This is a genomic window from Pseudomonas sp. PGPR40, assembly GCF_022014505.1.
Taxonomy (GTDB): Bacteria; Pseudomonadota; Gammaproteobacteria; order Pseudomonadales; family Pseudomonadaceae; genus Aquipseudomonas.
In genome coordinates, this window is sequence record NZ_JAKLSP010000033.1 from 1 (window position 1) to 24,445 (window position 24,445).

Here is a 24,445-nt window from a genome sequence, read left to right on the forward strand (position 1 = left end):
GACCACGATCATCTTGTGCATGCAGATGAAAGGTGTGTTTTCCCAGGTCGATGGCGGCAATAGCTACTTTCATGGCAACGGTCTCCGATAGGCCCCCTGCGAAAGCTTAGTGGGCAATCGCAGGGGGCCGGGGGTAGCCATTTCATTATTTGAATGGTGTCGCCCTCTCTTGCTGACCTGTCTAGACAATCCCACCCGTCGCAACAATTGGATATAAAAGTCTATTTGTCATTTCTCCTGCTGTATCCTGCGCAGGCTTTTTCAAAAGCGCGGATCTACCAGATCTATCAACAGACTTAGCGAGGAGCGCGACATGCACGAGATCCCTAATCTCCCCTTCCCAAGCCTGCACGAAACTGAGCAGACAACCACGCAACAGGCCGGTGCCCGACAGCCCGAGACGAAAGAAGCACCTGAACGCCGCCAGGCCGACAGCGAAGACTGATACCCCGCACGACCAGACCGTGTGGAAAGCGCTAATATGCGCTTTCCACACCGCCTGAACCTTGAGCCTCCCCATGACCGATGAATTCACTCCTCCTTTTGATGAAGAGCTGCAGGCCAGCGTCCTGATCGGCACCGCCGAAAAAATGATCGATATCTGGAACCGCCTTTCACCGGAGAAACAGGCCGCCCTGCTCGCCCGCTTCGGCAGCGAAGAAAATGCCTTGGCCGCCCTGGTCACGACACAACTGATTGCCCCCGCCAAACCCTGACTCACCCCGTCCGGCAAATAGTTTTACTTTATCCACGCCTCGCGACCGCCCGCACCGCTATCATAAGCAGCCTATCTATCCTGCTTTCCCGTGGATCTTTACCCATGTCAGAAAACCAGCGCCCCATGGCGGTCACGCTGCAAGTCGTTTCCATCGTCCTGTTCACGTTCATCGGTTATCTGAATATCGGCATTCCCTTGGCCGTATTGCCGAGCTATGTCCACAGCGATCTTGGTTTCGGCGCCGTGATCGCCGGACTGGTGATCAGCGTGCAATACCTCGCCACCTTGCTCAGCCGCCCTTATGCCGGGCGCATCATCGATAACAAGGGCAGCAAACTGGCGGTGATGTATGGCCTCGCCGGTTGTGGCCTGAGCGGTGTATTCATGTTGATTTCGGCCTGGACGCAAAGCCTGCCGATGTTGAGCCTGATCAGCCTGTTGATCGGCCGACTGGTGCTCGGCAGCGCGGAAAGCCTGGTCGGTTCCGGGTCAATCGGCTGGGGCATCGGCCGGGTCGGCGCGGCGAATACCGCCAAAGTCATCTCCTGGAACGGCATCGCCAGTTACGGCGCGCTGGCAGTCGGCGCGCCGCTGGGGGTGTTGCTGGTAGGTCAATTGGGTTTGTGGAGCATGGGCGTAAGCATCGTGCTGCTGGCCGTTCTGGGCCTGGCGCTGGCCTGGCCGAAAACCGCGGCACCGATTGTCGCCGGCGAACGTCTGCCCTTCATGCATGTACTGGGACGGGTGTTTCCTCATGGCTGCGGTCTGGCCTTGGGCTCCATCGGCTTTGGCACGATCGCTACCTTCATCACGCTGTATTACGCCACTCAGCAGTGGTCCAATGCGGTGCTATGCCTGAGCCTGTTCGGCGCCAGTTTCATTGGCGCGCGACTGCTGTTTGGCAATCTGATAAACCGCCTCGGCGGCTTTCGTGTGGCGATTGCCTGCCTCTCGGTGGAAACCCTCGGGTTGTTGCTATTGTGGCTGGCGCCGGATGCCCATTGGGCACTGGCCGGCGCGGCGCTGAGCGGTTTCGGTTTCTCGCTGGTGTTCCCGGCCTTGGGCGTGGAAGCGGTCAACCTGGTGCCCGCCTCCAGCCGAGGTGCGGCAGTCGGGGCATACTCACTGTTTATCGATTTGTCGCTGGGGATTACCGGTCCGCTGGCGGGTGCGATTGCGGCTGGATTCGGGTTTGCCTCGATCTTCCTGTTTGCCGCATTGGCCGCTCTGAGTGGTTTGGCACTGAGCCTTTATTTGTACCGGCAAGCGCCGAAGTACTTTAATGAAAAGCACCTTAATGAAAAGCACCGCGAAGAACGCGACACCCGCTAGAAATCCACCTTGCCGCGTCCAGCCTTGATGCTGCCGCGTTTGGTCTTGGATTCGAGACGACGCTTCTTCGAACCGAGGGTCGGTTTGGTCGGGCGGCGTTTCTTTTCTACTTTGGTGGCGCTGAGGATCAACTCGGTCAGCCGCTCCAGCGCATCGGCGCGGTTGGCCTCCTGCGTCCGGTATTGCTGGGCCTTGATGATCAACACGCCTTCACTGGTGATGCGACTGTCGCGCAGCGCCAGCAGTCGCTCCTTGTAGAACTCGGGCAAGGACGAGGCCGGAATGTCGAAGCGCAGGTGCACGGCGCTGGAGACCTTGTTGACATTTTGCCCACCGGCGCCCTGGGCGCGAATGGCGGTCAACTCGATCTCGGCATCCGGTATATGCACGTTGTTGGAAATCACCAGCATGGAAAAAAGTCCGATATCAGGACCACCAGAATACCTTGTAGGAGCGAGGCTTGCCCGCGAAGAACGATAACGCGGTTTGCCTGATAAACCGCGGCGTCTTCTTCGCGGGCAAGCCTCGCTCCTACAGGATTTTGTATGGACCCCATAAATGACAAACCCGGCACATGGCCGGGTTCGTTGTTTCTGCACTTTGCACTTACTTGGCAGCGGAACCTGCTGCCTGTAACGCCTGCTGGGCGCTACGCTTGTTCTTGATGCCGTAGCAGACCCACATGAACGCGACCCACACCGGAATCGCGTACACCGAGATCTGGATGCCCGGGATCAGCAGCATCACACCAAGGATGAACACCACGAACGCCAGGCAAACATAGTTGCCGTACGGGTACCAAAGAGCCTTGAACAATGGCGTCTGTTGGGTCTTGTCCATGTGCTGACGGAACTTGAAGTGCGAGAAGCTGATCATCGCCCAGTTGATCACCAGGGTGGCCACCACCAACGACATCAACAGTTCCAGTGCATGTTGCGGAACCAGATAGTTCAGCAGCACCGCGACCAGGGTCACGGCAGCCGACGCCAGGATCGAACGCACCGGTACGCCACGCTTGTCGATCTTCGACAAAGCCTTCGGCGCATCGCCCTGCTCGGCCATGCCCAGCAGCATGCGGCTGTTGCAGTAGGTGCCGCTGTTGTACACCGACAGCGCCGCGGTCAGGACCACGAAGTTGAGGATGTGCGCGGCGGTGTTACTGCCGAGCATCGAGAACACTTGCACGAACGGGCTACCGCTGTAGGCATCGCCAGACGCGTTCAACGTCGTCAGCAGGCTGTCCCAAGGCGTCAGCGACAGCAGGACCACCAGCGCACCGATGTAGAAAATCAGGATCCGGTAGATCACCTGGTTGATCGCTTTCGGGATCACGGTTTTCGGCTTGTCGGCTTCAGCTGCGGTGAAACCGAGCATTTCCAGGCCGCCGAAGGAGAACATGATGATCGCCATGGCCATCACCAGACCGCTGACGCCATTCGGGAAGAAGCCGCCGTGTTCCCACAGGTTGGTCACCGAGGCTTGCGGGCCACCGTCGCCACTGACCAGCAAGTAGCTGCCCAGGGCAATCATGCCGACGATCGCCACGACCTTGATGATCGCAAACCAGAACTCGGCCTCGCCAAAGACTTTGACGTTGGCCAGGTTGATCAGGTTGATCAATACAAAGAACCCGGCTGCCGAGACCCAGGTCGGGATATCCGGCGCCCAGTAGTGGATGTATTTGCCGACCGCTGTCAGCTCGGACATGCCCACCAGAATGTACAGGATCCAGCAGTTCCAGCCCGACAGAAAGCCGGCAAAACCGCCCCAATATTTGTGGGCGAAGTGGCTGAAGGAACCGGCAACCGGCTCTTCGACGATCATTTCGCCGAGTTGGCGCATGATCATGAAAGCGATGAAGCCGCAAATGGCGTAGCCGAGGATCATCGACGGGCCGGCGGATTTGAGCACCCCGGCCGAGCCAAGGAACAACCCGGTACCGATCGCGCCACCGAGGGCGATCAGTTGAATATGGCGATTTTTCAGGCCGCGTTTCAGCTCGCCTGAATGCGAGTTTTGTCCACTCATGAAAAAGGTCTCACGCAAGGTTTGATGATGTTCAGTAGACGTTGCTGCTCAGTTGCGATTTCAAGCAGCGCCGATCAAACCCCAGCGCAGGCACCAGGAGTTCAGCGTTTTTACGACAGTCATGCGTCACCTGTTTGTTTTTATCTGTGACGAAATCGAACCCGACACGCTCGTGACGCGGCGGAGTGAACAAGGCGGCTAGCCTTGAGGTTTGCGCTGTTGCGCAGAGGGTCACAGTTAAAACGCGGCGCATTGTACACCTGTAACCCCCTGCTGCCAGACACCGCTGGATCAGCGCGTCGGTTGCCGGGATTGCCTGTGTCCGCCTCGAGGGTCTCGGGCGACTGCAAAAATTGAGTCAGACCTTTGCAGGTCATCGATAAGGGCAGCGGAGAAATCGCCCTTTGGGGAGAGATGGAGATGAGTCACGGCGTTCATTGCGCCTCCTTCTTGTTATGCACCTGCACGACAGGCATGGGGCGCATCTCACCCTTCCTGTGCTGCTGAAACAAGCGTGCCAGAGCCCTTGAAGACTACAAACCCGGCGGGTGGCGGAAGGTTTTCCTTACAGACCTTTCCCGCGCGGCATTCCACGGGGTTTAAGAGCGCTTTGCGTAAGGTTTTTTTGACAAGGCGTAACGTAAATTTTCCAAATCAGATCAAAAAGCCAACTGACTGTAAATTGACGATAGGAAGCTTCCAAGAAAATTGGCTCTCGAAAAATGGAATCTGCCCAACCCGCGTCCCGATGGCCCGGAGTTCATTCACGCGCTGCAAGGCCCTCAGCACGATTCCATTTGCCCGCAAGTACGGCGTATTAGCGTCACCGCTGGAATTGTGGATCGAGAACTCGACCATCAGCAAAATCGCCACCGATGTGCCGGGGCTGGAACATGACTTCAACAAGTACCTGGACGCCAATCCGTCCAATCGGCGAATCGAAGAGTTGGGGATCGGCACCAACGAAGGCGTGAAAGATCTGTATGCGCGCAATGCCGGGTTCGAGGAGCGCCATTGCGGTTTGCACCTTGGCCTGGGCGGTGGAGCCAAGGGTAGCCATCATCTGGACCTGATCTTCTCCAGTGGCGTGTTGGCGCTGGATGATGAGCCGGTGTTTGATGGGCGGTTTGTCTTCTAGCTGATCGTTCCCACGCTCCGCGTGGGAATGCATCAATGGACGCTCCGCGTCCGCTTTCGAGAGGTGACGCGGAGCGTCACGGGCTGCATTCCCACGCGGAGCGTGGGAACGATCAAACTAAAACCAAACCTCAAAAAAAAACGCCATCCCGAGGGATGGCGTTTTTCATCTGGTGCTTACCGATCACTCAGGTTTGCGACGACCGAAGCCTGGACGCTGGCCGGAACCGGCTGGTGCGCCGCGGCGTTTGCCTGATGGCGTGTCACGGTCGACCAGCACGATGCCTGGGCGCTTCTTCGGCGCCGGCTTGGCTGGGCGCTTGGTATCGGCCGGGCGGTCTGCCACGGGCGTACCACGACCGGCAGGCGCGCCGCGATCGCTACGACCACCAGACGGAGCACCACGACCTTCGCCACGCTCAGTGCGACCGTTGGCCGGACGCGGCGTACGTGGGCCGCGCTCGCCATCCTGACGTGGCGCCGGCTTACGGGCCGGACGCTCGCCTTCGATCTGCGGCTCACGAGAATCACGGGCTGTGGCAGGAGCACCCGCGGCTGGACGCAGGGTCCGCACGCGCTCGGTCTTGCCCATCGGACGCGACGACTTACGCTGCATACGATCGAGCTTGTCCTTGCTCTTGGCGTTCATCTGCGGCATCGCGACCGGCGCCAGGCCGACTTCGGCACTCAGAATGTCGACTTCGTACTGGCTCATTTCGCGCCAGCGGCCCATCGGCAGGTCGGAGTTGAGGAACACCGGACCGAAACGCACGCGCTTCAGACGGCTGACCACCAGGCCTTGGGATTCCCACAGACGTCGGACTTCGCGGTTACGACCTTCCATCACCACGCAGTGGTACCAGTGGTTGAAACCTTCGCCACCCGGCGCCTGCTTGATGTCGGTGAACTTGGCCGGGCCGTCTTCGAGCACCACGCCTGCCTTCAGGCGCTCAATCATCTCGTCGTCGACTTCACCACGTACACGTACCGCGTATTCACGGTCCATTTCGTAGGAAGGATGCATCAGGCGGTTGGCCAATTCACCGTCAGTGGTGAACATCAGCAAACCGGTGGTGTTGATGTCCAGACGACCGATGTTGATCCAGCGACCTTCTTTCGGGCGCGGCATCTTGTCGAACACGGTCGGACGGCCTTCCGGGTCGACACGGGTGCAGATTTCACCGTCGGGCTTGTTGTACATGATCACACGGCGTACCGACTCGGCGGCTTCTTCGCGCTTGATCACCTTGCCATCGATGGTGATGGCGTCATGCATGTCGACACGCTGGCCTAGGGTGGCATCTTTGCCATTGACCTTGATGCGGCCGTGGCTGATCCAGGCTTCTACGTCACGGCGCGAGCCGACGCCGATACGGGCGAGGACTTTCTGCAGCTTTTCGCCTGCTGGGCCGATTTCCTGGTCGTCTTTCTGGTCGTTGATACTCATCTGGGCACCTCCCGGTGTGGTCTGTTCAGGCATGGCCTGAAGATATGAAATCTGGTCGTTTGACGAAGGGATCGCCAAAGGGTCGCGAATCATACGCTCATGGAGACGTTCGCGCATCAGAGACTAGCTGATTGATGGAGACTTACTTGATTTTCCGCCGACCGGCCTTGTGTAGGAGCCGAGCTTGCTCGCGATGACGTCGGCACATACAACACCGAGATCGTTCCCACGCTCTGCGTGGGAATGCCGCCACGGATGCTCCGCGTCCGCTGTGACGCAGAGCGTCAGGGGATGCATTACCACGCGGAGCGTGGGAACGATCAGTCAGGTTAATCGTCTTCGAATTCGCGGCGTTCTGCCTCGATCGCTTCGGCGAGGGCCCGGGCTTCGGCTTCTTCGTCGGTCAACTCGGGCTCGGGCTTGTGTTGTTCAAGGGCGGCGACAGCGGCCAAGAGTTTCTCGCGAGCCTCGGCAACGCCAAGCACATCGTCTTCCTGCTCTCCTTCGACTTCGGCTTCAGGCTCGGCCTGAGGTTCAACTTCGGTTTCAGGCTCGGGCTCTGCCAACTCCCCTTCGCTCTCGCTCACCGCCCCATCCCGCAACAAATCATCGAAATCGGTCTTGAGCCCCTCTTCCATGGTGTCCAGTTCCAGCAACAACGTATGGAAACTGGTTTCTTCCTTGGGCTCCTCAGGTTCGGCGCTGGCATCGGCCAGTTCCTGCAAGCCTTGCGGCACCGGCGCGTCGTCGAATTCGAGGACAGGATCAAGCTCCAGCTCACGCAGTGCGGCAAGCGGCGGCAGGTCGTCGAGGTTCTTCAGGTTGAAGTGATCGAGAAACGCCTTGGTGGTGGCGAACATTGCCGGTTTGCCAGGCACGTCGCGGTAACCGACGATGCGGATCCACTCACGTTCCAGCAGGGTTTTCACGATGTGGCTGTTGACCGCTACGCCGCGCACGTCTTCGATCTCGCCCCGGGTGATTGGCTGACGATAGGCGATCAGCGCCATGGTTTCGAGCATGGCCCGCGAGTAACGCTGCGGCCGCTCTTCCCACAAACGTCCTACCCACGGCGCGAACTTTTCGCGGATCTGCAGGCGATATCCGGAGGCCACTTCCTTCAACTCGAAAGCACGGCCATCGCAGGACTTGGCCAGAATCGTCAGCGCTTTCTTGAAAACCGGTGGCTCGGGCCGCTCGCCTTCTTCGAAGAGTTCGAACAGGCGTTCAAGCGATTGCGGTTTTCCCGAGGCCAACAGAAAGGCTTCAAGCAGTGGCGCCAGCTCGCGGGGTTCAGTCAGGTTCATGATTCAACTCGTTATTCGGCTCGGGCCCGGACATGGATCGCCGCGAACGGCTCATTCTGCACCAGCTCGACCAAGGATTCCTTGACCAGTTCGAGGATCGCCATAAAGGTCACCACCACCCCAAGGCGCCCTTCTTCAGCGGTGAACAACTCGACAAACGGCACAAAACCACCGCCCTTGAGCCGTTCCAGCACATCGCTCATGCGCTCGCGGGTGGACAGCGCTTCACGGCTGACCTGATGGCTTTCGAACATGTCGCCACGCCGCAGGACTTCGGCCATGGACATCAGCAACTCTGCCAGTCTCACATCCGGCAACAGTTTGCGCGCCCGGGCTTCCGGAGCATCGAGCTTGGGCACCACCACGTCGCGGCCGACGCGGCTCAGACCATCGATGCCTTCGGCGGCAGCCTTGAAGCGTTCGTACTCCTGCAAGCGGCGGATCAGTTCGGCGCGGGGATCGTCTTCTTCGTTTTCGATCGTTTCAGCCCGCGGCAGCAACATCCGCGACTTGATCTCGGCGAGCATCGCGGCCATCACCAAGTACTCGGCGGCCAGCTCCAGGCGCACCGACTGCATCAACTCGACATAGCCCATGTACTGCCGGGTAATTTCCGCCACCGGAATGTCGAGGATGTTGATGTTCTGTTTGCGGATCAGGTACAGCAGCAAGTCGAGCGGACCTTCGAAGGCCTCAAGAAAGACCTCGAGCGCATCCGGCGGAATGTACAGATCCAGCGGCATTTCCATGACTGCCTGGCCATAGACCATGGCGAAAGGCAGTTCTTGCTGGGCGCCGGCCTGGCTGTCGATGGGTTCTGGTTCTACTGCAGACATCTAGGCCTCGGCCATGAAGGGCGCAGGATCGCCGCAACCGACGCGGATGACTTCCGGCTCGCCGTCGGCGAGGCTGATCACGGTGGACGCCTTGATCCCGCCGAAACCGCCGTCGATGATCAGGTCGACCTGATGCTCGAGCAACTGGCGCATTTCGTAAGGATCGCTCATCGGGTCGGTGTCGCCGGGCATGATCAGGGTCACGCTCATCAGCGGCTCGCCGAGCTCCTCCAGCAATGCCAGGGCAATCGGATGGCTTGGCACACGCAGGCCGATGGTGCGTTTTTTCGGGTGCAACAACAGCCGCGGGACTTCGCGGGTGGCGTTGAGAATGAAGGTGTAAGGGCCAGGCAAGTGAGCCTTGAGCACACGGAAGGTGCCGGTATCGATCTTGGCGAACAGCCCCAACTGCGACAGGTCGCTGCAAATCAGCGCGAAGTTGTGCTTCTCATCCAGCTGACGCAGCCGGCGCACGCGCTCCACGGCGTTCTTGTCGCCGATCTGGCAACCAATGGCGTAGGACGAGTCTGTGGGATAAATCACCACCCCGCCGTTGCGGATGATCTCGACAGCCTGTTTGATCAGGCGCGCTTGCGGGTTTTCCGGATGTATCTGGAAAAATTGACTCACATTCTCTACCTGTTCAGACGACGGCAATAATTGGGTCATGTTTGAATCGACACCACAGTGGTGGCAGATCCTCCGGGAGCGGACGGTATTCACCGATCTCGGACCAGCCTCCAGGGCCATGAAAATCACTGCCGGCGCTGACCAGCAGACCAAACTCGCGGGCAAGAATCGCCAGGCTGCCCACCTGTTCGGCGGGTTGATGACCATTGACCACTTCTATCGCGTGGCCCCCTGCTTGAATATAGTCGGCAATCAGCCGGCGACGCTTGCTGCGAGTGAAATCGTAGTGCCAGGGATGCGCCAGGCTGACCCAGGCACCCGCGGCGCGCAGGGTTTCAACGGTATCTTCCAGGGTCGGCCAGTGTTGTTTGACGTCGCCCAGTTTGCCGGCGCCCAGCCATTTGCGGAACGCTTCGGCGCGATCCTTGACGAAACCTTCGCGCACCATCCAGTCGGCGAAATGCGGACGGGCCGGCGCATTACCACTGTCGCCCAGCTCCTGTTGAATGACGCGGGCGCCGTCAAGCGCCCCCGGCATGCCTTTCAACGCCAACTTGCGGCTTATTTCTTCGGACCGTAACCAGCGGCCATCGTGCAATTTTGCGATGGCCTCGACCAACGGCGGCGCATTGACGTCGAAACCGTAGCCCAAAACATGAATCGTCGCCCCGCCCCAGGTGCAGGATAATTCGACGCCATTGACCAGTTGCATCCCAAGCACTGTGGCGGCGCTACGGGCCTCGGCGAGGCCTTCAAGGGTGTCGTGATCGGTCAAGGCCAGGACTCGCACGCCTTTCTCGAACGCACGCGCAACCAGTACCGCAGGCGCCAGGGCGCCATCGGAAGCCGTGCTATGGCAGTGCAAATCAACATTCACAGGACTGTGTAACCTCAAATCAGCTGACGCTATCGCGCGTCAATATGTTTGTTATTATGCCGCCACATCCTGCTTCTGGCTGCCACTGTGAAACAATTCATCGACTTCATCCCGCTTCTGCTGTTTTTCATCGTCTTCAAAATCGATCCACGGGTCGTCGACATTGGCGGTCATCAACTGACTGTCGGTGGCATTTACAGCGCCACGGCGATGCTGATCATCAGCTCTTTGGTGGTTTACGGCACGCTGTTCATCAAGCAGCGCAAGCTGGAGAAGAGCCAGTGGCTGACCCTCATCGCTTGCCTTGTCTTCGGTAGCCTGACCCTGGCGTTCCACAGCGAGACCTTCCTGAAATGGAAAGCCCCGGTGGTCAATTGGCTGTTCGCCCTCGGGTTCATCGGCAGCCACTTCGTCGGTGACCAACTGCTGATCAAACGCATCATGGGCCACGCGCTGACCCTGCCGGAACCGGTCTGGACCCGTCTGAACATCGCCTGGATCGGGTTTTTCCTGTTTTGCGGCGCCGCCAACCTGTTCGTTGCGTTCACGTTCCAGAGCTACTGGGTCGACTTCAAAGTCTTCGGCAGCCTGGGCATGACGTTGCTGTTCCTGGTCGCCCAGGGCATTTACCTGTCCCGCCACCTGCACGACGCCGACACCACAACGCCAAAAACCGAGGACTGACATGCTTTACGCAATCATTGCCACAGACGTCGCCAATTCCCTGGAAGCTCGCCTGGCCGCACGACCTGCGCACCTTGAGCGCCTGCAAGTGCTCAAAGGTGAAGGTCGCATTGTACTGGCCGGCCCGCACCCGGCGGTCGACAGCAATGATCCAGGCGCAGCGGGTTTCACCGGCAGCCTGATCGTCGCTGAATTCGATTCGCTGAGCGCCGCCCAGGCTTGGGCCGACGCCGATCCGTATATCGCTGCTGGCGTCTACGCCAATGTTCTGGTCAAGCCGTTCAAGCAAGTCCTGCCCTAGTGTCCTGCCTCGCGATGAGCCTTGTCGGCTCATCGCGCATTCAATCGCTCATTATTCTCGTTTACCTGCCGACAACCTGCCCAATACCCGTATTGGAATCAGGAGTTGCGATGCGCAAAGGTCCGTTGTGTCTGATGTTGGTGACGTTGTCGATCATGGCGCCCGCCCACGGTGAAGAAAGTGCCGAAGGCGGCGGTTCGACGCCGCTGTCCTTGAGTGCCGGCAGCCAGATCACCGAGTTGCAACAGCGCTTGAAGGCAAGCGAACAGCAACGAGAAGTACTGAGCAAACAATTGCAAAATACTGATGGCGAACGCGAAAGCGTCCAGTTGAGCCGGTTGCGCCAAGAGAATCAGCGTCTGAAGCTGCAACTCAAGGAAACCCTGGCCAGCCCGCTGCCGCGGCTGCTGACTGATCAACAGCAGTGGTTCGTTATTGGCGCCGGAGTAGCGCTATTGGCCCTGCTCTGCGGTATCTTCGCCAGTGGTGCACGTAGAACACGTCGGCAATGGCTAAATTGAGTGAGTCATGAGCGAGCTGTTATTAATTGATGATGACCAGGAGCTGTGTGAGCTCCTGAGTAGTTGGCTAAGCCAGGAAGGCTTTCAGGTCCGCGCCTGCCACGATGGCCAGAGCGCGCGCCGGGCGCTGGCCGAAACGTCCCCGGCAGCCGTGGTGCTGGACGTGATGCTGCCGGACGGCAGTGGCCTTGAGCTGCTCAAGCAACTGCGCAGCGATCATCCGGATTTGCCGGTGCTGATGCTCTCGGCCCGTGGCGAACCGCTGGACCGCATCCTCGGCCTGGAACTCGGTGCCGATGATTACCTGGCCAAACCGTGCGACCCACGGGAACTGACAGCGCGCCTGCGTGCAGTGTTGCGCCGCAGTCATCCGACGGCCGTCTCCAGCCAGCTCGAACTGGGTGACTTGTGCTTCAGCCCGGTGCGTGGCGTGGTCAGCATCGATGAACAGGAGTTCACCCTCACCGTCTCCGAAAGCCGTCTGCTCGAAGCCTTGCTCAAGCAGCCTGGCGAACCGCTGGATAAACAGGAACTGGCGCAAATCGCCCTCGGCCGCAAACTGACCCTGTACGACCGCAGCCTGGACATGCACGTGAGTAACCTGCGCAAAAAAATCGGCCCGCACCCAGACGGCCGCCCACGCATCGTGGCCCTGCGCAGTCGCGGCTACTATTACAGCCTCTGAATCAACGCGATCCCCTGTAGAAGCTGGCTTGCCAGCGAAGACGTTTTCATTGGCGACGCATGGCTGAAGGCCCGCTTCGCCGGCAAGCCGGCTCCTACAAGATTTCTGACGATACAAAACCGTCTTTACCCAAGCTTTACGCTCCGCTGACCGCCGCTGACCTTGATCTCCGTAATCTGCACACATCCGGAACGTACCGGGAATGAGACAAGGAGATACACCATGCGCAAGACTCTTATCGCTTTGATGTTTGCTGCCGCCCTGCCGACCGTTGCCATGGCCATGCCAGAAGGCGCAGGCCCGATGGGTGATCACATGGATGGCCCACGCCACGGCGATCAGATGCACGGCATGCACGGTAAAGGTCCTTACAGCCAGTTGGACCTGAGCCGCGAACAGCGCGAGCAGATTCGCAAGATCATGGGCGAGCAGATGCATGAGCGTCGGCAATTGGTCGACAAGTACCTGGAAAAACTCTCGCCAGCCGATCAGAAAGCCCTGAAAGACGAGATGGAGGCCAGGCACAAGAAAGCCGAAGCCGACGTTCGCGCACTGCTGAAGCCGGATCAACAGAAGCAATTCGACGAGATCCAGAAGAAAAAGGCCGAGCGTCGCGCCGAATGGGCCGAGTTCAAGGCCTGGAAAGCGCAGCAAGCGCAAAAAGCGCAATAATGCGCTAACCCCTGGACCCAACCGCTAAACCCCGTTGGGTCTGTTGCCTCTCGATTTAATGTGGGAGCAGGCAAGCCCTAATGCCAGTCAGTTAAGCGCAATCCATGTGGGAGCGGGCTTGCTCGCGAAGACGGCGGCACAGTAAACATTTATGTTGCCTGACCCACCGCTTTCGCGAGCAAGCCCGCTCCCACAGGTTTCGCCGCCTAACTGACTGGCATTAGGGCAAGCCCGCTCCCACATGGATTTGCGCTAGCTGAGGATTTTCTGTGCGTTCATTGTTCTGGCGTATCCTGGCCAGCTTCTGGCTGGCCATCGCTCTGGTTGCAGGGCTTTCCATTCTGCTCGGGCATATGCTCAACCAGGATGCGTGGATTCTCAGTCGCCACCCGGGCCTCAACACCCTGGCCGAACAGTGGACGCAAACCTACGAAAGCCAGGGTGAAGAAGCTGCCCAGGACATTCTGGAACAGCGCAAGCGTCAGTATCACATCAATGTTCAAGTGCTCAACGAGGCCGGTGACCCGGTGGTCCGCGGCACCTTCCCTCGGCGTGCAGCAGCCTTCGAAGCACGGCAGCAAAACGATGATCGACGCCTGCCGTGGCGGCGTCTGACCGATGAATACACCAGCGCCAAGACAGGCGACACCTATCTGCTGATCTATCGCGTCCCGCACCCGGAACTGGATGCCTGGCACCGTGAAAGCCTGCTCTGGCCATTGAGTGCACTGGGCATCGCGCTGGTGGTGCTGACCCTGTTCAGCCTGTTGGTGACCTTTTCCATCACCCGACCGCTGAGCCGTTTACGAAGCGCCGTGCATGACTTGGGGCAGACAACGTATCAACAGAACAGCCTGGCGCAACTGGCCAACCGCCGCGATGAGTTCGGTGTGCTGGCCAACGACTTCAACCGCATGGGCGCGCGCCTGCAAAGTCTGATCGGCAGCCAGCGCCAATTGTTGCGGGACGTGTCTCACGAGTTGCGTTCCCCCCTGGCCCGACTGCGCATTGCCTTGGCACTGGCCGAGCGGGCCAATCCTGAGGAGCGGGAAAAACTCTGGCCACGCCTGACCCGTGAGTGCGATCGACTGGAAGCGCTGATCAGCGAAATCCTGGTGCTGGCGCGCGTCGATGCCGACAACGCCAGTGCCGAAGAAGTGGACCTCAATGCGCTGCTCAATACCCTGCAAAAAGATGCGCAGTTGGGCCTGCCAGAGCAGAACGTGCGCCTTGATGCCGAGCCGCAACTGAACCTCAGAGGCTGGCCGACCATGATCGAGCGCGCCGTGGACAACCTGCTGCGCAATGCCCAGCGCTTTAACCCGGTCGGGCAACCGATCGAAATGCAGGCGTTGCGCCAGGGCGACAGGATTGTGGTCAGCGTGCGCGATCACGGCCCCGGTGTAGAGGCCGAGCATTTGAATCAGCTGGGAGAACCGTTCTATCGGGCACCCGGGCAGACAGCGGCCGGGCATGGCCTGGGGTTGGCCATTGCGCGCCGGGCAGCGGAGCGGCATGGCGGCAGTCTGGTGCTGGCCAATCACCCGCAGGGCGGGTTTATTGCCAGCCTGGAGTTGCCGCTGGTGCCGGGGGCCGTGGTTCAACCCTGAACCTGTGGGAGCGGGCTTGCTCGCGAAGACGGAGTGTCAGTCGACATCATCGTTGCCTGACACACCGCTTTCGCGAGCAAGCCCGCTCCCACATTGAATCTACATCTTCAGGACTTGCCAGGCCAGGCGCTAACGAACTCGGTCAAATCAACTTTCTCCGCAATACGCGGTTCTTTCTGCGGTGTACCAAGGTAAAGAAACGCAATCACCTCTTCCCCTTCCGCCAATCCCAAGCCTTTGGCCACATGCGCCGAATAAGCCAGTTCACCGGTACGCCATACCGCGCCAATGCCTTGCGCATAGGCCGCCAGCAAAATCCCATGAGCGGCACAACCCGCCGCTAACAGTTGCTCGGACTTCGGCACTTTGACGTGCTCCTGCAAACGCGCAATCACTACAACCACCAGTGGAGCACGCAACGGGCCGTTGCGCGCCTTGTCCAGCAAGGCCTCGGGCACATCACTGTTTTGTAGCTTCGCCGCTTCGGCCAGCAACTCGCCCATTTGCTCGCGCGCCGCGCCTTCGACTGTCAGGAAGCGCCAAGGCTGCAAATGGCCATGGTCTGGCGCGCGCATCGCGGCGGCAAACAGCACTTCCCGTTGCTCGGCAGTGGGCGCCGGATCGAGCAGTCGTGGGACGGAAACACGGTTGAGCAAAGCGTCGAGAGCCTGCATCGGCCACCTCCTGTAGAAAATGTCTGGCTATTCTAGCGGTATCTACCACAAGGCTGCCGGTTTACATGCCCTGCCCCGCAGGTAGAATGGCGCCCTTCCCACTATCAGCCCGAGCGGACTTCATGGCGTTGCCGACCTTACGGATCATTGGTTTCATCATCGGCATCTTCCTGATCACACTGGCCATCGCCATGGTCGTGCCCATGGCCACGCTGGTGATCTTCGAACGCACCAGCGATCTGCCGTCGTTCCTCTGGGCCAGCATGATCACCTTTGTCGCCGGCCTGGCCCTGGTAATACCCGGACGCCCCGAGCACATCCATCTGCGTCCGCGAGACATGTACCTGTTGACCGTCAGCAGCTGGCTGGTAGTGTGCATCTTCGCCGCCCTGCCCTTCCTGCTGACCCAACACATCAGCTACACCGACTCATTCTTCGAAAGCATGTCCGGCATCACCGCCACCGGTGCGACGGTGCTTACTGGCCTGGACAGCATGTCCCCCGGCATCCTGATGTGGCGCTCATTGCTGCACTGGATCGGCGGCATCGGTTTTATCGGTATGGCGGTAGCGATTCTGCCATTGCTGCGCATCGGTGGCATGCGGCTGTTTCAGACCGAGTCGTCGGACCGTTCCGAAAAGGTCATGCCCCGTTCGCATATGGTGGCGCGTTTGATCGTTGCGGCCTACGTCGGCATCACCATTTTCGGCAGCCTGGCGTTCTGGTGGGCCGGAATGAGCCCGTTCGATGCAATCAATCACGCGATGTCGGCGATTTCCACCGGTGGTTTCTCGACCTCCGACCAGTCGTTGGCCAAATGGCCGGAGCCTGCGGTGCATTGGGTCGCCGTCGTCATCATGATTCTCGGTGCCCTGCCGTTCACCCTGTACGTAGCGACCCTGCGCGGTAACCGTCGGGCGCTGATCAAGGATGAACAGGTTCAAGGCCTGCTCGGCATGTTGCTGGTGACCTGGCTAGTGCTCGGCACCTGGTACTGGTGGACTACTCAGCTGCACTGGCTGGAGGCCTTGCGGCATGTGGCGCTGAACGTGACATCGGTGGTGACCACTACCGGTTTTGCACTGGGGGACTACAGCCTCTGGGGCAATTTCTCACTGATGCTGTTCTTTTATCTGGGGTTTGTTGGCGGCTGCTCGGGTTCGACCGCTGGCGGGATCAAGATTTTCCGCTTCCAGGTTGCCTACATTCTGCTCAAGGCCAACCTTAACCAGTTGATTCACCCGCGCGCGGTGATCAAGCAGAAGTACAACGGCCACCGTCTCGACGAAGAGATCGTGCGCTCGATCCTGACCTTTTCGTTCTTCTTTGCCATCACCATTTGCGTCATCGCGCTGCTGCTGTCGCTGCTGGGCGTGGACTGGATGACAGCGCTTACCGGCGCGGCCGCCACGGTGTCCGGCGTCGGTCCGGGGCTCGGCGAAACAATCGGCCCGGCAGGCAATTTCGCCAGCCTGCCGGATGCCGCAAAATGGATTCTCTCATTCGGCATGCTGCTGGGCCGATTGGAGATCATTACGGTGTTTGTTCTGTGTATCCCGGCGTTCTGGCGTCACTAATCGTCATGGGCGCTTCCATCAGCCGCGTCCGGTATTCGCCGGGGGTGGAATCGAACCAGCGTCGGAAGGCGCGGAAGAAGTTGCTCGGATCGGCAAAACCCAGCAAGTAGGCAACTTCCAGCAGGGTCAAGTTCGGTTGCGCCAGGTATTGCTCGGCCAGTTCACGTCGGGTGTCATCCAGCAACGTCTGAAAACTCGTGCCCTCTTCCTGCAAGCGACGCTGCAAGGTGCGTTGCGACAAGTGCAGCGCCTGGGCCACCGCATCGCGCTTGGGTTCGCCCTGAGGCAGCAGACGGCATAACACCTGCCGCGCATTGTGGGTCACGCGGCTCTCGGAAAACCGCGCCAAATACTCGCCGGCAAACCGGTCATGCAACCGCGCCATGGCCTCGTTGGCGGTGGGTAGCGGTGCCTCCATGTCGGCGCGCTCGAAGATCAAGGCATCATAAGGCGCGTTGAACATCAACGGGGCATGAAAGGCTTGTTTATAAGGTTCAAGATCAACGGGATCATCGCCTTGCAGCAAGACTTTACGCGGCTGGAGCGTGCGGCCGGTCAGCCAGCCGCAAAGTGCCAGGGCGCAGGCCATTGATGCTTCGGCACTCTGTCGGGTCGGCGGCAGGTGATCGCCATGGACCGTCAGAATCAGCGCATAACCCTCATCCAGCAATCGGAAACTCAAGTCAGCACTTTCAGCGATGATTCGCTGATAACGCACCAGACGTTGAAAGCCCTCGGCCAGGGTCTGGCTGGACATCAAGGCATAACCGGCGACATGGAAGGACGCCGGTCGCACCACCTTGCCCATGTTCAGGCCGATCGCCGGGTTGCCGGACAGCTCGACCGCGCGCTGCCAGAGCCGCGTCATGGAATCTTGCGGGAAGCGCGCATCCGGATCATCCAGTGCCGCATAGTCGAGCCCTAGCTGCTTGAACAGAACCCGGCAATCCAGGCCGTCCATTTCCAGTGCTTTGACAATCCCCATCGCCCAGCTTGCAGAAGTCGTTCGTTCGCTCATGGCGTTTACTACGTGATGGCCGCATGCCACGACCCAATACCCAAGGATACTAAAGTGGCGCCTATTGTCACTGGCTGATACCAATGATCACTCTAGACTTAAATAAGCTAGCCGCTGAACAACTTGTAGCGGGTAATGTAACCACAGAGATCGCAGTCGTGGAAAACATCAAACGTTTCAACAGCTTCGCTGAGTTTTACCCGTATTACCTCAGCGAACACCGCAACAGTACCTGTCGACGATTGCACTTTGTTGGCACCTCACTGGTTATTTTCTTTCTGGCGCTGACTATCGCCAAAGGCGCATGGTTGATGTTGCTGGCGCTGCCGCTAGCCGGTTACAGCTTCGCCTGGTTCGGGCATTTCTTCTTCGAGAAGAATCGCCCTGCCACCTTTGCGCATCCTCTTTACAGCCTGCTCGGCGATTTCGTCATGTACCGCGACATGATTCTGGGTCGCGTGGCGTTCTAGGCTCCATTGGCGTCTTGAGCCAGCCAATGCAGCATTGGATCCAACTCCTACACTCAACGTGTCCCTTTCGATCAGAACAAAAGGATAGCCGATGAATGTCCATGCCCGTTTTACCCATATGCAGGACGGCACGCAGGAAGACTGGGCGATCATCGCCGCAGATTTCAGTGCCTATGCCCGGCAATTGCCCAAACGGATCGTGGCGCATCTGAAGTTACTGGAGGGGGATTTCGGCGGTTTCCCGGTGGATCGTCTGACCCATTCCCTGCAAACCGCCAGCCGCGCCTGGCGCGATGGTCGCGACGAAGAGTACGTTGTCTGTGCCCTGCTCCATGACATCGGTGACACGCTGGGATCCTACAATCACCCGGACATCGCGGCGGCGATCCTCAAGCCCTTCGTCAGTGCCGAGAACTTGTGGATGGTAGAGAAGCACGGGATTTTCCAGGGCTATTACTTCTTCCATCACTTGGGCATGAACCGGCATTTGCGCGAGCAATTCAGCGGTCATCCGCAGTATCAGGCGACCATCGAATTTTGTGCCCGGTACGATGCGGCGGCGTTTGATCCGGCGTACGACACGCTGCCGCTGAGCTTCTTCGAACCGATGGTGGAGCGGCTGTTTGCGCAGCCGAAGAACTCGATTTACAAGGCGGCGATGGAAGAGCACGCGCCAGCCTGATGGATCTGAGGTGTCCGGGCGGGCTCCTTCGCGGGCAAGCCTCGCTCCTACAGATTATGCGGCGATCACAGTACCGGAGCGAGGCTTGCCCGCGAAGGCGTCGGATCGATCACGCCGGCTCCGCGACCTTCACCGCCTTCAACTCCGCCTCTCGCGCCTGGGCATCGGCCAACCGATACAACTCGATCGTGCCATCCCAATGCTCGATCAGCGCCGTGCACGACTCCACCCAATCCCCGCAATTGAGATAATCCACCCCGCCGACCTTGCGAATCTCGGCATGGTGAATGTGCCCGCACACCACCCCGTGCAGCTCGCGTTTGACGCATTCGTGGGCGATGGCTTCTTCAAAATCGCTGATGAAGCTGACGGCGGTTTTGACCTTGTGCTTGAGGTATGCCGACAGCGACCAGTAACCGTAGCCATAACGGGCACGCCAATGGTTAAGCCAACGGTTGAGCGTCAGGGTGAATTCGTAGGCCGAATCGCCGAGAAACGCCAGCCAGCGATGGTAGCGGGTGATCACGTCGAACTGGTCACCGTGAATCACCAGCAGATGACGGCCATCGGCGGTCACGTGCACGGCTTCGTCCACCAGTTGGATATTGCCCAGTATCAGCTTCGAATAACGGCGCAGGAATTCGTCATGGTTGCCGGTGACGTAGATCACTTCCGTGCCGCGCTTGCTCATGGTCAGCAGGCGACGGATGACATTGGTGTGCGCCTGGGGCCAATACATGCCGCTGCGCAGTTTCCAGCCGTCGATGATGTCGCCGACCAGGTAGATCTTGTCGGCGTGGTAGCCCTTGAGAAACTGCGACAGATGTTCGGCCTGGCAATCCCGGGTGCCCAGATGCACATCGGAAATCCATAAGGTCCGCACACGTTGCTTACGGCTGGGTTTGGCGAGCTCGGCGCTGGTCATGGGCAACCCTCAGGACAAGTTTTGGCAAGCTTGCGCCGGTCGGGTGAATTGCCCATGACAGTGGCAAGTCAATCTTGTGACAGCGCGAGTCGGGCCGCACCCGGTGTAGACTGGCGACCTGCCCAGGAGACCTGCGATGAGACCGATCCTCACGCTACGCCAGTACACCCACGACCTGATCGTCCACAGCCACGACCACGCGCAATTGGTGTTCGGGCTGTCGGGCGCGCTGGATTTCGAGGTCAAGGGGCATGGCAGTCAGGTGGTCCAGCAGAGTTTCGTGGTCGTGCCGTCCGGTTTTCATCATGCTTGCGGCAGTGCCAATGGCAGTCGGTGTCTGGTGCTGGATGTGCCGAACGAGCAATGGGTTTCTCAGTCCCTTGGTGATCACGCCGAGGCCAGTCGGCGCTTACTCGACAATGCCGGGCGCCTGTCGCTGGACGTCGGGCAAAGCCAACTGGTGAGTTGGCTGGCGGGCAGTCAGATCAATGATCCGCTAATCGCCCAGCAAGGCGCGGTGCTGTTGCTGGCCAGCCTGAACAACGCCAAACCCGACAGTGTGGGCGGTCGGCGCCTGCCTTATGCGGCGCTGAATGCGCACATCGATCAATACGCGGCCTATCCGCTGCAAGTCGCCGATCTGGCGCGCATCGCCGGCCTGTCCAACGCTCGGTTGCATGCACGGTTCGTGGTGGAGTGCGGGCAAACGCCGATGGACTACATTCGCAGTCGTCGGCTGCATATGGCCGTGGCCCTGTTGCGGGATTCGGCGTTGCCCATTGGCGAGATCGCCTGTCGGGTCGGTTACAGCTCGCAGAGTGCGTTCGCCGCGGCGGTGTTGCGTGAGTTCGGTGCCTCGCCCGGTAAATTGCGCCGCGAGGCTGGCGACAAATGACGCGAGTCTGACGACAGACATAATCGGCTCAGCACGATTCAATGTAGGAGCTGCCGAAGGCTGCGATCTTTTGATCTTGCTTTTGAAGATCAAAAGATCGCAGCCTTCGGCAGCTCCTACAGGGGCCGATGGTTATCGGCCGGACTCGATACGTTTACCAAGGATTGCAATGACTCCCCGTACCGCCCTCGGCGCTCTGCATATCGGTGCACTGATGTTCGGCCTGACTGGCGTATTCGGCAAACTCGCCGCGGCTTCACCGGCCATCATCGTGTTCGGTCGTGCCGCATTTGCCGTCCTCGCCCTGGCTTTTTTCGCACGCTTCGCCAGCAATACCCGTTGGCAGAAACTCGACGCCGTGGACTGGCGCCGCTTGCTGCTCAGTGGCTTGCTGCTGACCGGGCACTGGGTGAGTTTCTTCATCGCGGTGAAGGTGGCCGGCGTGGCGATCGCGACCCTGGGTTTTACCAGTTTCCCGGCGTTTACCGTGATTCTCGAAGGGCTGATCTTCCGCGAACGCATCCGCGCCAATGAAATTCTGTTGGTGGTGCTGGTCAGCGTCGGATTAGTGCTGGTCACGCCGGACTTCGATCTGGCCAGCGGCGCTACCACCGGCCTGTTGTGGGCGGTGGCTTCCGGCTTGTTGTTCGCCTTGTTGTCCCTGACCAACCGCGCCAGCTCCGGACGAATTCCGCCGGTGCAGGCGGCACTGTGTCAGAACGTGGTGGTTGCGATCTGCCTGCTGCCGGTGGCGGTGCCGCAGTTAAGTGAAGTGCGCGCCATCGACTGGCTGTGGATCGGCCTGCTCGGGGTGTTCTGTACTGGCGTGGCGCACAGCCTGTTCGTCGCCAGCCTGGCGGTGATCAAAGCCCGGACTGCGTCAATGGTGTTTGCTCTGGAGCCGGTTTACGGCATCACCCTGGCCTGGCTGCTGTTCGATGAAAACCCGACCCTGCGCATGCTGATCGGTGGCGCGCTGATCATCATGGCCATCGTGGTCTCCAGCCGATTGTCCGGCAGTTCAAGCAAGAACGCTGTAGCGGCACAAGCCCCGTCTCACTGAGTGCGGTCATTGTGGCCCAGGTCGCGGTCCGGATCGATCTGATCGCGGACCCGCTGCTTGAGCACCTTGGCCTCGGGGAAGCCGCCGTCGGCCTTGCGCTCCCAGAGCTGCACATCGTCACAGAAAATGTGAAAGATCCCACCGGTGCCGGGCACCAGAGACACTTTGCCCAAGTCATCGCCGAAAGTGCTGAGCAGTTCCTGGGCCAGCCAGGCGGCGCGCAACAGCCATTGGCATTGCGTGCAATAGGTGATGACGATTTCCGGTTTACGTGCGGTCATGATTGGTAAAACTCCTGTGGCCCTTGATCCTGTAGGAGCGAGCGGGCGGCGATCCGACTTGCCCGCGAAGAACGATAATGCAGTTATTCTGATAAACCGCGCCGTCTGATTCGCGGGCAAGCCTCGCTCCTACAGGGAGGAAGTGTTATCGGATACCGGCTAACAGAGTCCGGGCCGTCTCCTTGAGCGGTTCGTCACCCTCCTTGAGTAACTCGTTGAGCAACTCGATGGCGCTGTCCAGATCGCCGTCGTCAATGCAGGTCTGGGCCTGTTCAAGTTTGCCCGCGCTGCTCGGCCCGACCGGTTCAAGATCCATCAATTCAGCATTCAGCGGCTCAAGCTCCAGCGGCTGAACAGGATCGCTGAACTCGTTGAGAAAGGTCTCGTCAAGGGATTGAGCATCAGGTTCGGCGATCCATTCAAGCTCGGGCTCGTCCAGCGTCGGCTCATCGGGCATTTCGAAGACATCGGGTAACACGTGCAGGTTAGAGGTGAACCCGGGCTCGTCTGCCTGTGCTGGCTCATTCGACGGTTTGGCGCTGGATGATGAGTTTTCGAAGGGGCTGATCAGGTCCCAATTCGCATCCATCGACAGGTCATCAAGGTTCAACTGGAACTCATCGCTCGGCGCCGTTTCAGGGATTGCTGGCGTGGGCGGCGCCACCGCCACGGCGGCGATCACCGGTGCAGCGTTGATCAGTTTCGGATGATGGGCGCGGATGTCCTGAAGTTGCTGTGCATCGAACCCGGCGTCTCGCAGGTTGCTTTCCTGCGCGTCATAAGCCTGCATGTCGCCCTGCTTACCGAGGACTTCCAACAGTTGTACGGCCAGATCCGTGCGCTGGGGTTCCCTGACCAACGCATCTCGCAATAAACCGGCCGCCTCGGACAAGCGGCCATACGCCAGATAGATACCAACCCCTTCCAGCACGTCGCCTGCGGGAATCTCTTCGGCCGATCCAGCCAGCGGTTGCGGTCGGGACGCCGGCCTGATCGGTTCCGCTGTGCGGTCAAGCACCGGTTCATGGCGCGATGGCAACACGGGTGACGGCTCGGGCTGGACCTGAGCCTCAGCCTGATGTCGTTGACGGCGAATGTATACGCCGAGCAACACCAACGCCACCAGTGCCAGCAACCCGATGATCAGCGGCCATTGGGTGGCCTCGGGCGTCTCGACAACCACCGGGACCGGCGGCGTCACCTCAGGCGCAACCGGCGGTACCGATGCCTGTTTGACTTCCGCCAATTGGGTTTGCAGCTCGATCACCTGCTTTTTCTGCCCGGCGATCTGCTCGTCCTGAGCCTGAAGCTTCGCATTGAGTTCATCGATGGTGGTTTGCAACTGCTGGTTCTGCAGCACACTGGCGGCCAGTTGTTCGGCAACAGGATCACTCGCCGGCGCTGCGGCTGGTTTATCGACGTCAGGCTTGGGCGTCGCCCTTTTCACGGCAGGTGGCGGTGCAACAGCCGGTTCGACGGACGGGAATGCAGAAGACTGAGGGCTCGACACGGGTTCCTCGCTGACGGGGACAATCCCCGGCGAACCCGGTGGATCGATCAGCACCGTGTACTCGCGCAGCAAACGCCCGTTGGGCTGATTGAGCTGCACCAGAAAATTCAGGAAGGGTTCCTTGACCGGTTTACTGGAGGTTACCCGGATCAGGCTGCGGTTGCCCCGCAGGATCGGTGTGAACTTCAGGTCGTTGAGGAAAAACACCCGCTCGACACCGGCGCGGCTGAATTCGTCCACTGTCGCCAGACTGACTGATAGCTCGCCCTCCTGCAGACCACCGGCATCCTCCAGGGCGATGTCGGCATTGAATGGCTGATTCAACGCCGAATGCTGGGTGATCTCACCCAACCCGAGCGCCGGGGCCAATGCCGAGTAAGTGACGGCACCACCGACCAGTAGCAGCCTGGCGCAACACCGCAATACAACGTGCCAACTCTCGAGCATGAGCATCCCTTAGATAACCAGAACCAACGTATTCGTACATCCGGTACGAACACGATATTGCCTAGTAGTTCTTTATAGTCTGCCCAACGGGGTATCTCAAAAGTCTGGCGCGTGGTTG

General features: G+C 59.6%; 26 protein-coding genes and 1 pseudogene. 15 read left to right on the top strand and 12 right to left on the bottom strand.

The features are described 5' to 3' along the window. Positions 1–313: 313 nt before the first annotated feature. From MEB48_RS29170 to MEB48_RS24205, 3 genes are all read left to right on the top strand, one after another. Complete coding sequence (locus tag MEB48_RS29170; RefSeq protein ID WP_256584985.1) at positions 314–445, top strand: hypothetical protein; 132 nt, start codon at positions 314–316, stop codon at positions 443–445. A 73-nt stretch (positions 446–518) separates the two neighbouring features. Continuing rightward, entirely contained in the window at positions 519–716 is a 198-nt protein-coding gene (locus MEB48_RS24200) for a hypothetical protein (protein WP_237886355.1), read from the top strand. Positions 717–820: 104 nt separating this feature from the next. Continuing rightward, positions 821–2,050 carry an MFS transporter gene (locus MEB48_RS24205; protein ID WP_237886356.1) on the top strand — a complete coding sequence of 410 codons (1,230 nt, stop codon included), beginning with the start codon at positions 821–823 and terminating at the stop codon, positions 2,048–2,050. Here MEB48_RS24205 and arfB read toward each other — a convergent pair. Then, a complete protein-coding gene (gene arfB / locus MEB48_RS24210) occupies positions 2,047–2,460 on the bottom strand; it encodes an alternative ribosome rescue aminoacyl-tRNA hydrolase ArfB (protein WP_237886357.1) in 414 nt (137 codons plus the stop codon). The genes MEB48_RS24205 and arfB overlap by 4 nt on opposite strands. A 196-nt stretch (positions 2,461–2,656) precedes the next feature. Then, positions 2,657–4,078 (bottom strand): amino acid permease, encoded by a 1,422-nt coding sequence (locus MEB48_RS24215; RefSeq protein ID WP_237886358.1) that lies wholly within the window; start codon positions 4,076–4,078, stop codon positions 2,657–2,659. A gap of 781 nt (positions 4,079–4,859) precedes the next feature. On the opposite strand from MEB48_RS24215, the pseudogene MEB48_RS24220 reads away from it, so the two are divergent. Continuing rightward, positions 4,860–5,216, top strand: a pseudogene (locus MEB48_RS24220) (leucyl aminopeptidase); the annotation flags it as partial. Between the two features lie 183 nt (positions 5,217–5,399). Here the strand turns inward: MEB48_RS24220 and rluB are convergent. The 5 genes from rluB to MEB48_RS24245 form a co-directional block, all read right to left on the bottom strand. Beyond that, complete coding sequence (gene rluB, locus MEB48_RS24225; RefSeq protein ID WP_237886359.1) at positions 5,400–6,662, bottom strand: 23S rRNA pseudouridine(2605) synthase RluB; 1,263 nt, start codon at positions 6,660–6,662, stop codon at positions 5,400–5,402. 329 nt (positions 6,663–6,991) lie between these two features. Next, positions 6,992–7,969 (bottom strand): SMC-Scp complex subunit ScpB, encoded by a 978-nt coding sequence (scpB, locus tag MEB48_RS24230; RefSeq protein WP_237886360.1) that lies wholly within the window; start codon positions 7,967–7,969, stop codon positions 6,992–6,994. Positions 7,970–7,980: 11 nt separating this feature from the next. After that, entirely contained in the window at positions 7,981–8,739 is a 759-nt protein-coding gene (locus MEB48_RS24235; protein ID WP_371857402.1) for a segregation and condensation protein A, read from the bottom strand. A gap of 66 nt (positions 8,740–8,805) precedes the next feature. After that, complete coding sequence (locus MEB48_RS24240; RefSeq protein WP_237886361.1) at positions 8,806–9,435, bottom strand: L-threonylcarbamoyladenylate synthase; 630 nt, start codon at positions 9,433–9,435, stop codon at positions 8,806–8,808. Positions 9,436–9,448: 13 nt separating this feature from the next. After that, entirely contained in the window at positions 9,449–10,312 is an 864-nt protein-coding gene (locus MEB48_RS24245; protein WP_237886362.1) for a PHP domain-containing protein, read from the bottom strand. Positions 10,313–10,399: 87 nt separating this feature from the next. On the opposite strand from MEB48_RS24245, the gene MEB48_RS24250 reads away from it, so the two are divergent. The 6 genes from MEB48_RS24250 to MEB48_RS24275 all read left to right on the top strand — a co-directional run bounded on the left by MEB48_RS24250 (position 10,400) and on the right by MEB48_RS24275 (position 14,785). Continuing rightward, positions 10,400–10,996 (top strand): septation protein A, encoded by a 597-nt coding sequence (locus tag MEB48_RS24250; protein ID WP_095051713.1) that lies wholly within the window; start codon positions 10,400–10,402, stop codon positions 10,994–10,996. A 1-nt stretch (position 10,997) separates the two neighbouring features. Then, positions 10,998–11,297 carry a YciI family protein gene (locus MEB48_RS24255; protein WP_007984134.1) on the top strand — a complete coding sequence of 100 codons (300 nt, stop codon included), beginning with the start codon at positions 10,998–11,000 and terminating at the stop codon, positions 11,295–11,297. Positions 11,298–11,407: 110 nt separating this feature from the next. After that, positions 11,408–11,818, top strand: a complete 411-nt coding sequence (locus tag MEB48_RS24260; RefSeq protein WP_237886363.1) for a translation initiation factor 2 — start codon at positions 11,408–11,410, stop codon at positions 11,816–11,818. A 7-nt stretch (positions 11,819–11,825) separates the two neighbouring features. Beyond that, complete coding sequence (locus MEB48_RS24265) at positions 11,826–12,503, top strand: response regulator transcription factor (RefSeq protein ID WP_008010984.1); 678 nt, start codon at positions 11,826–11,828, stop codon at positions 12,501–12,503. Positions 12,504–12,725: 222 nt separating this feature from the next. Continuing rightward, positions 12,726–13,175, top strand: coding sequence for a Spy/CpxP family protein refolding chaperone (locus MEB48_RS24270; protein WP_237886364.1), 450 nt, complete (start codon positions 12,726–12,728; stop codon positions 13,173–13,175). A gap of 269 nt (positions 13,176–13,444) precedes the next feature. Beyond that, positions 13,445–14,785 carry a sensor histidine kinase gene (locus MEB48_RS24275; protein ID WP_237886365.1) on the top strand — a complete coding sequence of 447 codons (1,341 nt, stop codon included), beginning with the start codon at positions 13,445–13,447 and terminating at the stop codon, positions 14,783–14,785. A 107-nt stretch (positions 14,786–14,892) separates the two neighbouring features. On the opposite strand, the gene MEB48_RS24285 is transcribed toward MEB48_RS24275, so the two are convergent. Further along, a complete protein-coding gene (locus tag MEB48_RS24285) occupies positions 14,893–15,459 on the bottom strand; it encodes an NAD(P)H nitroreductase (RefSeq protein WP_237886366.1) in 567 nt (188 codons plus the stop codon). Positions 15,460–15,581: 122 nt separating this feature from the next. Between MEB48_RS24285 and MEB48_RS24290 the strand changes: the two genes are divergently transcribed. Beyond that, a complete protein-coding gene (locus MEB48_RS24290; RefSeq protein ID WP_237886367.1) occupies positions 15,582–17,036 on the top strand; it encodes a TrkH family potassium uptake protein in 1,455 nt (484 codons plus the stop codon). On the opposite strand, the gene MEB48_RS24295 is transcribed toward MEB48_RS24290, so the two are convergent. Further along, the gene (locus tag MEB48_RS24295; protein WP_237886368.1) at positions 16,993–18,054 is read right to left on the bottom strand and encodes an AraC family transcriptional regulator; all 1,062 of its coding nucleotides are present in this window, start codon (positions 18,052–18,054) and stop codon (positions 16,993–16,995) included. The genes MEB48_RS24290 and MEB48_RS24295 overlap by 44 nt on opposite strands. Positions 18,055–18,212: 158 nt before the next feature. Here MEB48_RS24295 and MEB48_RS24300 point away from each other — a divergent pair, with 158 nt between their 5' ends. Both MEB48_RS24300 and MEB48_RS24305 read left to right on the top strand, forming a co-directional pair. Next, positions 18,213–18,524: a DUF962 domain-containing protein gene (locus MEB48_RS24300; RefSeq protein WP_237886369.1), complete on the top strand. Its 312-nt coding sequence runs from the start codon at positions 18,213–18,215 to the stop codon at positions 18,522–18,524. Positions 18,525–18,615: 91 nt separating this feature from the next. Further along, positions 18,616–19,206: an HD domain-containing protein gene (locus tag MEB48_RS24305; RefSeq protein ID WP_237886370.1), complete on the top strand. Its 591-nt coding sequence runs from the start codon at positions 18,616–18,618 to the stop codon at positions 19,204–19,206. A gap of 109 nt (positions 19,207–19,315) precedes the next feature. Here MEB48_RS24305 and MEB48_RS24310 read toward each other — a convergent pair whose 3' ends face one another. After that, complete coding sequence (locus tag MEB48_RS24310; RefSeq protein WP_237886371.1) at positions 19,316–20,131, bottom strand: UDP-2,3-diacylglucosamine diphosphatase; 816 nt, start codon at positions 20,129–20,131, stop codon at positions 19,316–19,318. Between the two features lie 136 nt (positions 20,132–20,267). Here MEB48_RS24310 and MEB48_RS24315 point away from each other — a divergent pair, with 136 nt between their 5' ends. Next, positions 20,268–21,026, top strand: coding sequence for a helix-turn-helix transcriptional regulator (locus MEB48_RS24315; protein ID WP_237886372.1), 759 nt, complete (start codon positions 20,268–20,270; stop codon positions 21,024–21,026). A 169-nt stretch (positions 21,027–21,195) separates the two neighbouring features. Then, positions 21,196–22,089, top strand: a complete 894-nt coding sequence (locus MEB48_RS24320; RefSeq protein WP_237886373.1) for a DMT family transporter — start codon at positions 21,196–21,198, stop codon at positions 22,087–22,089. Here MEB48_RS24320 and MEB48_RS24325 read toward each other — a convergent pair. Beyond that, a complete protein-coding gene (locus MEB48_RS24325; RefSeq protein WP_237886374.1) occupies positions 22,083–22,370 on the bottom strand; it encodes a SelT/SelW/SelH family protein in 288 nt (95 codons plus the stop codon). The genes MEB48_RS24320 and MEB48_RS24325 overlap by 7 nt on opposite strands. Positions 22,371–22,515: 145 nt before the next feature. Next, positions 22,516–24,327 carry a FimV/HubP family polar landmark protein gene (locus MEB48_RS24330; protein WP_237886375.1) on the bottom strand — a complete coding sequence of 604 codons (1,812 nt, stop codon included), beginning with the start codon at positions 24,325–24,327 and terminating at the stop codon, positions 22,516–22,518. Positions 24,328–24,445: the final 118 nt, after the last annotated feature.